Below are 11762 nucleotides of genomic sequence, written 5' to 3' on the forward strand. Positions count from 1 at the left end.
CGCCTATCCCAGAGTTTTCCTAAGCAGAGTCCGCGGATTGACCTCCCCCTGCCCTTCGGAAGAATGACGGCGCGCGAGAATGGTGGAAATCATTCCCTGCCTCTGCCGTTCCCGGGCCTGATAATCTTTCCCTACTTCTTGTTCCACGCTCTCCGCCTTGACCGGGATGGTCTGCTCCGGAGCAGAAGCGGAAGGAGTGGACGGTTTCATGAATCCCATAATTTCTTTTGCTTTCTATTCATGGTTGATATTGATTCCCCTTCCCGTCTGCCGGATAAAGGCTCCAGAGGATGATGCCCGCCTCACAGACAATCCATGCGGCGGGAGCGTTCTTTTCCCATGGAAGGAAAGGGCGCTTACCCCACCTGCCCGGGCAATCCGGGCAGGTGCTTGCATTTATCAAATAAACGAATCGGCAAAAAATGCACCTGAGGAAAAACCGGACGCATACATGCCACTGGTGGCATTAAAGAGGGCGCCACCAAACGTGATGCATTCCGCATCCGTTTCCTCCAAAACATAGGGCGCTATGATCAATGAATCCTTACTTCAGCCGGATACTCCATCCGCGCTGGACATCTGCAACGCAGCCCTCTCAAAAATAGGGGAGGCACCTCTGGACGCGCTGATTGCCAATGAATCCACGGCATCCCGCCTTTGCGTTCTTCATTACCATCCGGCCCGCAGGGAAACTCTCTGCATGGCGCGCTGGACCTTCGCCGCCACGCAAACCACGCTGGACTCCGTTTCCGCACAGGCGCCCAATTCCCTGACTCCCTATCAATTCACCCTGCCCGCAGACTGCCTGCGCGTGCTGGATGTGGAATGCTCGGAATGGAAAATGCAGGGACGCCGCATTCACGCTTCCTGCGCCCCGCTGCCCCTAAGCTACATTGCCGATATTGAAGACGCCGATCAATTCGATCCCCTCTTCATGGACGCGCTGGCCACCCGGCTGGCGGAAAAACTGGCCATGCCCCTGACGGGCAACCAAAGCCTGCGCCAGAATCTTAACCAGGAATTCCATAAAATCATTCTTCCGCAGGCGGCAACCGTCAATGCGGTGCAGTGCTTTTCCAATGATTCCCACCCGCTGCTGGATCTGCTGAGAAAAATCAAATCTCCCTCTTGCCCGGAAGAATGTGAATAACATGATAATAATAAGCAAACAACATAACAATAAGTTGTGAATACATGCTCATGAAAGCCCTGGATTTCATACAGATATTTGCCGCCAACGTCCGCAGGCTGGACTTCCGCCTCAGTAGTGCCCAGGTCATCCTGGCCGTCATTGCCGGGTACAGGCGCCACAGCACTATTACGGAAGCCACACGCCTGCACCCTAATACCGTTACCAATATCCTGCAGGATCTCATTGCGCAGGGATACGTCAACCGTATTGGAGAAGGTCGCCCTTATGTTTACCGGCCCACCGCAGATGGAGAGCAGCTTGCCGGAAATCTGCTGGACAAAAACACATTCCCCGGCAAATGAACAATCCCCTGCTCAGTACGGAAGAAAAACGCCGCTGGCTGGCCCGCGTTTTCCGGGACGAGGACGGAGAATACTCCCAGGCGGACAAATTCAAGGCGCTGGTGGAAGACACCAAACTGGCGGCCCTTCAGCAGGAAGAGGAGGAATTCAACCGCCAGCGGGAAACGGGAGGCGCGGCGCAGGACCCCGTCCTGGCCCTGCTCCAGGCCATTCCTCCTGCGGAGCTCAACCTGCATCAGCACCCTCTTTCTGAAAAATAAATAGAGGAACTAAACCAACAAGCTTTTCAATTCAATAAACCAGGAAAGCTTTTTTCAGAGGGGAATCACGCACTCCGCAAGAAGTACTCCTTAAGGAAAAATTTAATTATTATTATTCAAACTTATAACGTTACTTTGGATCAGCAACACAAAAAATTCCGCCCTGTTCTCTTTCTGCTATCCAGAACTATGGGCGCTTCTTCCCGAAAAGCTTCCTGCCCTTAATGCCGCAAAATAAAAGATAACCTGCAAATTAATACTACCTGAGGTATCTTTCGGAAAATATCTGCGGTTTACATGATACCTTTGCGCGTCCACCTGTTCAGGCTCAACAGCCATACCAACGCCACGGAGACAGCGGAGGCCAGACAGGCCATCAACGGAATTTTCACGGCGGAGGGCAAACCTCCCAGCCCGATGAAATTCACGAAGTCATAGGAGCACTGGACAAAGAAGAAGTGGCACAAATACACGCCGAAAGTAAGCGCCGCCGCCTTGCTTAGCCTCGGATCTTCCTTGATTTTTAGCCGGCTGACAATGACAAAGATGGCAAAGGTCATCAGGAATACATTGATTCCGGAGAAATACCAGAGCACTTCCAACTTGGAGTACTGGCCGGGGAAGTGCTTCTGCGTTTCCAGAAAGCCGAAGAACGTAACGGCAAAACCAATCAAAAAGAGGGGAATCGTAATGGCCAGCGTTTTTTTCCAGCTCCAGGCCAGCGGGTATTTGGTCAGGTAATGCGCCAGCACCATGTATCCTAGGAATCCGGAAAAGTTATAAAACATACCGTACGGATTCCAATCGCAAACACCCAGAATGCCCATATTGCCGTAATTGCCCTCATAACCCAGCGCCGGAGCAAGCATCTGGATGTAGGGAAGAGTCATGCTGAATATCCAGATGCCCAGAAAGATTTTCACGTCCCGCCTTTTGGCTTGCGTCAGCCACGCGCTCATGATGGGCATGAAGAGGTACAGGCCCACCAGCATGTATACGTACCACAGGGGCGTGGTATCATAGTTGAAGTTGAAGAAGAAGGTGTACAGCTTGCCGACGGTGGCGCTCCAGGTGTAAGTGTCCATCACGATATTGGGACTGACCGTTTGAACGCCTGCGGCAAAGTATCCGAAGTAGAGCAAGGGAAGCGCCAATGACCAGACAATGAGCGGAACCAGTACCCTTTTGAGGCGCCTGGAGTAAAAAACGCCCATTTCCAAGGTGACCGGAAAGAGCAATACTCCGGAGATCATGGCGAACAGAGGCACGCACGGCCGTACCAGACTGCCCCAGAAGACAGCGGATTTAAAGTTGAAGGAACCGTCAAAACTTCCTACGAACGGATCACAGCAATGGGCCAGGACAACGAGGAAACAGGCCAGAATACGCAGAAAGTCCACCCAGGCAATGTGTCTGCCGCAAGAATTCGGTGATTGGTTGATGTTCATGGTTACGTGGGAGAAAAAGGCGCCGCGTTATCGCAAACGTGTCTGATAATATACCCGTTTCCCGGAAACGTTCTATCATCAAATGGGAAAAAGAAATAAATTCGGAGAAGTTTATCTCTCATTCAACAGGACACACCGCTTCCTTCCCTGCAAGGGAAATTTTTCCGCCGTATTCCGATGAAGAACTATTCTGAAACAGAAGGGGAGCCCCATCCAAACGCCCATGTTTTCCTTTTGAATTTGCAGGGGGGATTTTCATTCATGCTCATGGCTAAGATTCCCGGAAACCGGAATTCAGGCCCTCTCCCTCCTTCACACGCTGTCCGTCTTAAAACTGCCCGGCGGCGGGATGAGATTGCCGTAGCGGTGAACGGTTTCGGAAACAGACTGTTCCCGGAAATATCCCAGCAGTTCCAGCCGCCCATTGGAAAACACGGGACGGTCCAGCACTTCCGCATCACATGCACGGGCGGCATTGGCCAGAGCCTCGGAAACATCTGTTCCACGCAGGAATCGCACACCTTGAATCGCTTCCGGCATCCGTCCGATCAATTCCGTTTCCGTTTCCACCGTCAGGGAAGCATAGTAGCCATTCATTTTCCGAATCCAGGGGCGCTCTTCCCCTACGCTCAGATGCAGGAGCACCCCGCACAGTTTCGCCCCCAGCAGCAGAATGGCGACGTCATCGTCGGACATGTTTTCCACACGGGCCAGAATCCCCTTCACAGGGATATAGCGGAAGGTATTATTTTCTCCGTAAATATGGGAGGGATCATGCTCCACGCCGAATTCCTCCATCCACCACTTGGCCTGGGAACCGGCCGCGGAACGGATGCGCTTGGCGCAGTCCGGCAACTCGGAGCACAGTTTTTCCACCAGGCCGGAGATACGCTCACCCGGCGTGCGCAGCTTTTGGGGCAGCGCCTTTTCCTCCCAGCTTCCCAGCATGGTAAGGTAGTTGGGACCTCCGGCTTTGGCGCCAGGCCCCATGGAGGAATGGTTCCACCCGCCGAACGGCTGGCGGCGGACGATGGCGCCGGTGATGACACGGTTGATGTACGCGTTGCCCACCTGCACTTTAGTTTTCCACAAGGCAATTTCCCGTTCATCCAGAGACTGAAGGCCGCCGGTAAGGCCAAATTCGGAGTCGTTCTGGATGTCAATGGCTTCCTCCAGGTTTTCCGCACGGATGATGCCCAACACCGGACCGAAGCATTCCGTCTGGTGGAACCAGCTTCCCGGTTTCACGCCCAGCCGGATCCCGGGCGACCAGAGGCAAGGGTTGTCTTCCGAGGGTTCCGGCTTGAGCAGCCATTCCTCTCCGGGTTCCAGCTGCGTCAGCGCACGGAGCAGATTTCCTTCCGGCTCCCTGATGAGCGGCGTCACCACGGAGTTTACTTCCCAAGAACTGCCTACCTTCAGGCTGGCGGCGGCATCCTTCAACTGACGCAGAAAAGCAGGATTGTCATAAACGGAAGCCTCCACAATAGCCACACTGGCGGCGGAACACTTCTGTCCGGAATGGCCGAAAGCGCTTTTCACCAAATCCTTCACAGCCTGGTCCGGGTCCGCCGTAGCGGTAATGATCATGGCATCCTTTCCGCTGGTTTCAGCCAGCACGTGCAGGTCAGGCCGCAGTTCGCGCAGCATTTTTCCGGTGCGGTAGGATCCCGTCATGATCACGCCGTTCAACCGGCGATCCATCAAAAACTTGCGGGAAATTTCATTGCGCGGCATCGGCACGAATTGAAGGACGTTTTTAGGAACACCGGCGCGCCAGAACGCCTGGGCAATCTGCCAAGCCGTATAAACGGCCAGTTCGGACGGTTTGAACACCACGGCATTTCCCGCCATCAGGGCGGCAGCTACTCCGCCCGTCGGAATGGCGAAGGGGAAATTCCAGGGAGACATCACGCAAATGGTACCCAGCGGGGACATTTCCACGCCGTCGTTCATTCCGTCGCGGTCCAGGCCTTCCGCGTAATAGCGGCAGAAGTCTATGGCCTCGCTCACCTCCACATCAGCCTCCGTGGGCGCCTTTCCGGCATCCCTCACCATGGCAGCAATAGCTTTCCCTCTGATTCTGGACAGCTCCTGCGCCGCCCGGTGCAGGATTTCAGCGCGCTCGCCAATGCTCTTGGACGCCCAGGAGGAACGGGCCCTGTCCGCCGTGTCCAAGGCATGTTCAACCTGCTCAAAGTCCGCATAAGCGAATTTATAGGAAACTTCATTATGACGGGACGGATCGCGCCCCACGCCCCATAGATTAGTCGTAATTTCCTCACCATCTATAACCAGAGGGATTTCCTCGCCGGATTTTTCCTTCTCCGCGGCAATCAGCCCATTGATCCATTCCGCATTCTGCCTCAGAGACCAGTCCGTATCCCGCTCGTTGGCAAAGGCGTCCCGGTAATGTGAGGGCTGGATGGGGTCCGCAGCGCGGTTCTGCATGCGGTTGGGGCCGTACTTCACCTCATCCTTTTCCTGACAGGCCTTCAAAAACCTCTTTTTCTGGACCTCCCAGCTCCGGGACCCCGGCGTCATGCCGAAGAGATCATGCAGGAAGTTTTCCTCACTGGTATTTTCATCCAGCCTCCGCACCAGGTAGGCAATGGCGCTGTGAAAGTCTTCCTTCAGAACCACGGGGGCATAAAGGAGCAGACCGTCCGCCACCTGGCGGATGACCCGCGCCTGATGGTTCGCCATCCCTTCCAGCATTTCGAATTCCACCTGGTCACGCACGCCTTCCCGCTCACGCAGCAGCATGGCATAACATAAATCAAACAGATTGTGGGAAGCCACGCCGAACTGCACATATCTGGCATTATCCGGCATGCAGCCGTAATGGAGCATTCTCTTGTAATTGGCATCCACCTGGGCTTTCGTGCCATACGGGGCCTGCGCCCAGCCATGCATGGAGGCCTCCACCTTCTCCATCGCCAGGTTGGCGCCTTTCACCAGGCGTATTTTGATGCGCGCCCCCCCCTGCTCCACGCGTTCCTTCGCCCAGGCGCACAGCTTCATTTGCTCCTCCCAGGAATCCGGCAAATAGGCCTGGAGCACAATTCCCGCCTCCAGATGCATGAATTCATCCTCCATCAACGTACGTTTGAACGCTTCCGCCGTCAGATGAAGATCACGGTATTCCTCCATATCCAAATTCACGAACTTGGGCTTTCTGGAACCGTCCGGCAACGTTACCGCATTGGTAATGGCCGCCCGGTACAGGATGCGCAGGCGCTCCTGAATCAATTTGACGGTTTCTTCAAAGGCTACCAGATGAATCTGGCTGAAAATGGCTGAAATCTTGACGGAAATATAGTCACAGTCCTTGTCCGTCAGCCGGTCCACGACCTGCTGAAGACGGTGGTGCGCCTCGCTTTCACCCAGAATGGCCTCTCCCAGCTGGTTGATGTTCATCCGGATGCCGGCCTTGCGCCTGCGGCGCAGGTGGGGGCGCAGTTTTCCATCCTCAGCAGGAAGAATGACATTGGAGCTCTCCTTTCTCAACTGGCTGGTAATCATGGGCATGACCACACCCGGAAATTGATCGGAAAATCTCCCCCCCATCTTCATGGCGAAACGGTCCGCCGCAGACAAATAACGGGGAACGCCATATCCGTCCAGAAGATAGCGGAACAACTCCGCGCCCCGCGCCGGAGAAGAAGGACGGAACACCCGATCCGCCAGCGCCAGCGTAAACGCCTTGCCCGCAGGATCATTCATCATCCGCTCCATTTGCTGCGCCTGCCTCTTCTCCGTCCCTCTCATCCCGGAATTCGACTGCCTTAAAATGGATTCCGCCAGTTCCACAGCCTTGGCTGCCAGCTGCTGGTCAGTCCATTGGCCTCGGCGAGCCTCCGCCATCATGTCCGGGATGGATGAATCTGTCATAACGGTTCGAAGACTAGCCCCGGACATGGGCAAAATCAAGCCAATTTGCCCGGTCCTTCCTGTGGAAAGAGGAATCACGGAGGGAAACGCATCCTTTGATTCCGTGGCGGAAGCAGGGGTGCTTCCTGTCCATTTCCGGCAACTCAGGAAAGACGCATCAATCATACCGCGCAGCCGCCAGACGGGCTCTCCTCAGCTCTTCCCTGAGCTGGTGCGCCCGTCTGCCGCAAACGCTGGAACGGTTCATGTCCCGAACCTCTTCCAAAACCGCAACCGCATGGTTGAAGGCATCCTCGCTTTCCGGAGTATGGGCTTCCCGGTACAGAACCTCCTCCAGCCGCACCCAGAGGGGATGCACCATGGAGAGCAGAATTAACTGGCGCTCCTCCACGGATAACGAGGGATCATCCGCGCAGGCACGCCACGCTTCCAGGCATGTTCGTATGGAAGAAGCTTTACTGGCCCGGAAAGACTCGCCAAGCAATTCAGCCGTTTTCCTGTTTTTCTCCAGACGAAGGGCCGCCTCCCGGGCATTCAGAAAAGCCGGAGCCGTACAGTTCAATTTTTCCAGACGCTTCATGGTGCCCGGATAATCCCGGAACCAGGCTTCCGGAGGCACCTGTTCCAGCTCCCGGCAAATAGCGGAAGCCTCTGCCGCAGGATCCCCGCCCTTGGGAATATCATTCACCCGCGTCACCGGCCGCACGCGTTGCGCTTTTTCCGCAAGCAGGGCCACCTTTTCCCGCAGGGAAGCTACAGAAGCCCCTCCCTCCACCAGGTCGAACACGCGTCCCTTGGAATCAAGAAAAACCACGGAAGGCAGCACGCGCACACCATGCATCGCCGCACGGGAAAGGCTGCCGCCTTCTTCCCAATCTTTCACGGCAGGATGTCTGGGAATCGTGACAAACTGCACGTCACGCACATATTCATCCAGCGCGCGGCGTTCTTCCGAGCCCGGCTGGAGCGCTTTCAACCAACGGGCTTCCGCTGAACCGGCTTCCGCTGAACCGTACACGACCAGAACAGGGAATGGAAGTGAAGAAGACGCAGAACAGGAGACGGCAAGAGCATCCGTTTCCGCATGTCCCGGAAACGCCAGCGCCAAAAATGCAATGGCCGCCAAAGTCCTCATGAATAAACTGCAAGCCATCAGCCCCTCCTGATGGTAATGCGCTTGTAACGGCTGTCTCCGTCTTCGGACTCCGTCACAATTCCTTCCATGGACTGAAGGGCATTATGCACCAGGCGGCGGTGGTAGGCATTCAACGGCGGCATCTTCATCGGCCTGCCGCTCTCCTGGACGCGTTCGGCCAGGGAACGGGCCTTTTCCAGCAGGCGGGCTTCGTTGCGCTCCCGGTAATGGTCGCAATCCACCTTCACGCGGGGAGCATTCTCCATCTTGCGCTGGATCATGCGGTTGACCAGGTACTGAAGGTCATCCAGCCTGTCCCCGTCCCCCCCAATGATGTACTGTGAATCCGGAGAAGCAATATTCAGGCACACGATGCCGTCCGTCTCCGTTACTTCGATATCCGCGGAAAACCCCAGCGAAGCCAGAAGGTTCTTCAAACTCTGTTCAGCTATTTCTTGCACCGTCATTACTTTAAATTAACAGGAAAAAGGTTCCATACCGGAAAAACCGTCTCGCGCCGGACGGCGCGGGCCTTGTCTCCAATACCCGATTGACATAAAAATCATAACCTATTTATTCCCCTCGTCTATGAAAATTTGTGGAAGCTCCGTTCCATTTCATGTACGCAAAGCCGTCCCTGCCCTGCCGTTTCGGCAACGCGGTTCCGTTTCTCCCTTCGGCGGGCGCCAGATGCAGGAAACACTGCTCAGAAAGGAAATCAACTGTTTTCTGCCAGCCCGCGGCCATATCCCGGTTATCTCCGCTTCTCCCTACCGACAATGAAACATGGGATACAGGCATCACAGCCATGCCAATCAAAAAGTCCTCTCCACACAGCCCGTTCTTTATCCCATAAAATATTAAATACCAATTTCTATAAAAAATTTTTCATCAGCTCCGGGGAAATACTGATGACAAAACAGGGCGGAACATCCCCGGAAAAAGAGAAGTCGAACTAATACCCACATAGAAAAATTCGGTCCCTCATGAACAAGCCAATGAAAAAAAAGAAGCCGCCCATGGAAAACAACATCGCCCCTTTTCCCAACGGAAAAGAAGCCGCTCCCCATTATACGGATACGATTGATCCGGAGCTCATCGAACCCACTCCGAAACCTACGCCGCCCAATGCGGAACCTTCCGCGCCCGGTTCCATGAAAATGCCGGATAACGCTACGGAAAAAATCAGGGCGTTGGATGCCATGCGCTCCAACGGCATGGGGCAGGCCCTCACAAGCAACCTGGGAATTAAAATATCCGATGATCAAAACACACTTAAAGCAGGGAGCAGAGGCCCATCTCTGCTTGAAGACTTCCACTTTCTGGAGAAAATGGCTCATTTTGACCAGGAGCGGATACCGGAACGCGTGGTTCACGCAAGAGGTTCCGGGGCACATGGTTATTTTCAGGTGTACAAATCCCTTTCCAAGTACACCAAAGCGGCTTTTTTGCAGGATCCGGGAGAAAAAACCCCGGTCTTTGTGCGTTTTTCCACCGTGCAGGGCTTCAGAGGATCTCCGGATACAGTAAGGGATATCCGCGGTTGGGCTACCAAATTCTATACCAAGGAAGGCAACTATGATCTGGTAGGCAATAACACGCCCGTCTTCTTCATTCAGGATGCCATCAAATTTCCGGATTTCGTCCATGCCGTCAAACCGGAACCCCACAATGAAATGCCCCAGGGGCAGACGGCCCATGATTCTTTCTGGGACTACGTCTCCCTGCAGCCGGAAACTCTGCATAACGTCATGTGGGCCATGTCGGACCGTGGCATCCCCAGAAGCTTCCGTACGATGGAAGGGTTCGGCATTCATACGTACAAGCTGGTCAATGAAGAAGGAAAAAGCACTTTCGTCCGTTTCCACTGGAAACCGCTGTACGGGAAAAAATCCCTGGTGTGGGATGAAGCCCAGGTATTAACAGGACGCGATCCTGACTTCCACCGCAAGGATCTCTGGCAATCCATTGAAGCCGGAGATTATCCGGAATACGAGCTGGGGCTGCAGCTCATCCCGGAAGAGGACGCAGACCAATTCGACTTCGATATTCTGGACCCTACCAAGCTCATTCCTGAAGCACTGGTTCCCGTGGAAATCGTCGGGAAAATGGTGCTGAACCGCAACCCGGACAACTTCTTTGCGGAAACGGAACAGGCAGCCTTCTGCCCCGCCAATATCGTGCCGGGCATTGACTTTTCCGACGATCCTCTGCTCCAGGGCCGTATTTTCTCTTACAGCGATACCCAGCGGCACCGGCTGGGAGGAGCCAATTTCACGGAAATTCCCATCAACCGCCCCATTTGCCCCTTCCACAACAACCAGAGGGACGGCTTTCACCGTATGCAGATAGACGCCTCTCCGGCCAACTATGATCCCAATTCCATCGGGAACAACTGGCCGAGAGAAACTCCCCCGGAGAAAGGCGGCTTCACCACCAGCCCCCAGACGGTAAGCGGTGTCAAGGAACGTCTGCGGAGCCCCTCCTTCGCGGAATACTATTCCCACCCCCGGCTGTTCTGGATGAGTCAAACTCCCGTGGAACAGGAGCATATCATCAACGCGTTCAGTTTTGAGCTGGGGAAGGTGACGCGCCCCTATATCCGGGAACGCGTGGTGGACCTTCTGACGCGCATTGATCCGGACCTGGCAAGCGGAGTGGCCCGCAACCTGGGAATTGAACTCACCAGGGAACAACTCGGCAGGGAACTGCCCAGGCCCGTCTGCGGACTGGAAAAAGATCCGTCATTGAGCCTGTACGCCCATACGGACGGCAACCTTAAAGGCCTCCGCGTCTCTTTACTGGCAGCGGACGGCGTCAGCCTGAAATCCGTGAAAGAAATCTGCGACGCCCTGCATGAAGAAGGTATCCATCCCCAAATCATTGCCCCGCACATGGGAAGCGTAACAACGGAAGAAGGGGAAAGTCTGCCGGTTAACGGGACCCTGTCCGGCACTCCTTCCGTCCTGTTTGACTCCGTCATCGTCCCGGAAGGGGAACAAAGCATCGCAGCGCTCCTGAAAGACGGAGATGCCAAGTACCATTTGCGCCAGGCCTACAGGCACCTGAAAGCCATCGGACTGCCAGGCAACGCCAAAGCCATGCTTGAGGCAGTCTCCCTGCCCCAGGATATGGATGACGCCGGGCTGCTCATGCCGAAGGACACCAAATCCCTGATGCCCTCCTTCATCACGGCCATGAAACAGCACCGCGTCTGGAGCCGCGAGCCCAAAACCCTTGATTTCGGCGCCTAAATTCGTTCCTTATTCAGGAACCGCTTCCCAATACAGGCTGCCCCGTCGAAAGGCGCGGCAGCCGTTTTTATTAAAAAATCCGAGGAGTTATAGCATCATAACCAACATCAAAAAGCAACTATTCATATCCCGTCATACCCTGTCACCTAACAAACTATTTATTAATTAACCCTCTAAAAAACAACGAAAAAGCCCGCACTTTCATTGTGCGGGCTTTTTATTCAAAAAGAAAGCTTTTGGTACACGGAGAACTATATTTCTATTTAATAATAAGTAT

9 protein-coding genes are annotated in these 11762 nt (G+C 54.6%); 4 read left to right on the forward strand and 5 right to left on the reverse strand.

Translation table 11 applies throughout. The features are described 5' to 3' along the window. Positions 1-3: 3 nt before the first annotated feature. Complete coding sequence (locus tag O4G22_RS10565) at positions 4-210, reverse strand: hypothetical protein (RefSeq protein ID WP_306701753.1); 207 nt, start codon at positions 208-210, stop codon at positions 4-6. A gap of 319 nt (positions 211-529) precedes the next feature. Here O4G22_RS10565 and O4G22_RS10570 point away from each other — a divergent pair, with 319 nt between their 5' ends. Genes O4G22_RS10570 through O4G22_RS10580 form a run of 3 tightly spaced genes read left to right on the forward strand, consistent with a single transcriptional unit; the run spans position 530 to position 1754 of the window. Further along, the gene (locus O4G22_RS10570; protein WP_290488180.1) at positions 530-1150 is read left to right on the forward strand and encodes a hypothetical protein; all 621 of its coding nucleotides are present in this window, start codon (positions 530-532) and stop codon (positions 1148-1150) included. Positions 1151-1194: 44 nt separating this feature from the next. After that, a complete protein-coding gene (locus O4G22_RS10575) occupies positions 1195-1494 on the forward strand; it encodes a BlaI/MecI/CopY family transcriptional regulator (protein WP_094137186.1) in 300 nt (99 codons plus the stop codon). Further along, positions 1491-1754, forward strand: coding sequence for a hypothetical protein (locus O4G22_RS10580; protein ID WP_094137187.1), 264 nt, complete (start codon positions 1491-1493; stop codon positions 1752-1754). Before O4G22_RS10575 ends, O4G22_RS10580 begins: the two co-directional genes overlap by 4 nt. A gap of 293 nt (positions 1755-2047) precedes the next feature. Here O4G22_RS10580 and O4G22_RS10585 read toward each other — a convergent pair whose 3' ends face one another. From O4G22_RS10585 to O4G22_RS10600, 4 genes are all read right to left on the reverse strand, one after another. Then, positions 2048-3202: an acyltransferase gene (locus O4G22_RS10585; protein ID WP_306701754.1), complete on the reverse strand. Its 1155-nt coding sequence runs from the start codon at positions 3200-3202 to the stop codon at positions 2048-2050. 312 nt (positions 3203-3514) lie between these two features. Continuing rightward, a complete protein-coding gene (locus O4G22_RS10590; protein WP_306701755.1) occupies positions 3515-7096 on the reverse strand; it encodes a bifunctional proline dehydrogenase/L-glutamate gamma-semialdehyde dehydrogenase in 3582 nt (1193 codons plus the stop codon). A 157-nt stretch (positions 7097-7253) separates the two neighbouring features. After that, positions 7254-8231, reverse strand: coding sequence for a TlpA family protein disulfide reductase (locus O4G22_RS10595; RefSeq protein WP_306701756.1), 978 nt, complete (start codon positions 8229-8231; stop codon positions 7254-7256). Between the two features lie 17 nt (positions 8232-8248). Then, complete coding sequence (locus O4G22_RS10600; protein ID WP_094136136.1) at positions 8249-8698, reverse strand: protein jag; 450 nt, start codon at positions 8696-8698, stop codon at positions 8249-8251. 531 nt (positions 8699-9229) lie between these two features. Between O4G22_RS10600 and katE the strand changes: the two genes are divergently transcribed. Then, entirely contained in the window at positions 9230-11485 is a 2256-nt protein-coding gene (katE, locus tag O4G22_RS10605) for a catalase HPII (RefSeq protein ID WP_430538345.1), read from the forward strand. The last annotated feature ends 277 nt before the right edge of the window (positions 11486-11762 follow it).

The sequence above is a fragment of the Akkermansia muciniphila genome (assembly GCF_030848305.1).
GTDB classification, from domain to species: Bacteria; Verrucomicrobiota; Verrucomicrobiia; order Verrucomicrobiales; family Akkermansiaceae; genus Akkermansia; species Akkermansia muciniphila_A.

Excerpts from the sequence above, each read along its gene's own strand:
- O4G22_RS10565 (WP_306701753.1), bottom strand. The coding sequence starts at position 210 with ATGAAACCGTCCACTCCTTCCGCTTCTGCTCCGGAGCAGACCATCCCG.
- O4G22_RS10570 (WP_290488180.1), top strand. The coding sequence starts at position 530 with ATGATCAATGAATCCTTACTTCAGCCGGATACTCCATCCGCGCTGGAC.
- O4G22_RS10575 (WP_094137186.1), top strand. The coding sequence starts at position 1,195 with ATGCTCATGAAAGCCCTGGATTTCATACAGATATTTGCCGCCAACGTC.
- O4G22_RS10580 (WP_094137187.1), top strand. The coding sequence starts at position 1,491 with ATGAACAATCCCCTGCTCAGTACGGAAGAAAAACGCCGCTGGCTGGCC.
- O4G22_RS10585 (WP_306701754.1), bottom strand. The coding sequence starts at position 3,202 with ATGAACATCAACCAATCACCGAATTCTTGCGGCAGACACATTGCCTGG.
- O4G22_RS10590 (WP_306701755.1), bottom strand. The coding sequence starts at position 7,096 with ATGACAGATTCATCCATCCCGGACATGATGGCGGAGGCTCGCCGAGGC.
- O4G22_RS10595 (WP_306701756.1), bottom strand. The coding sequence starts at position 8,231 with ATGAGGACTTTGGCGGCCATTGCATTTTTGGCGCTGGCGTTTCCGGGA.
- O4G22_RS10600 (WP_094136136.1), bottom strand. The coding sequence starts at position 8,698 with ATGACGGTGCAAGAAATAGCTGAACAGAGTTTGAAGAACCTTCTGGCT.
- katE (WP_430538345.1), top strand. The coding sequence starts at position 9,230 with ATGAAAAAAAAGAAGCCGCCCATGGAAAACAACATCGCCCCTTTTCCC.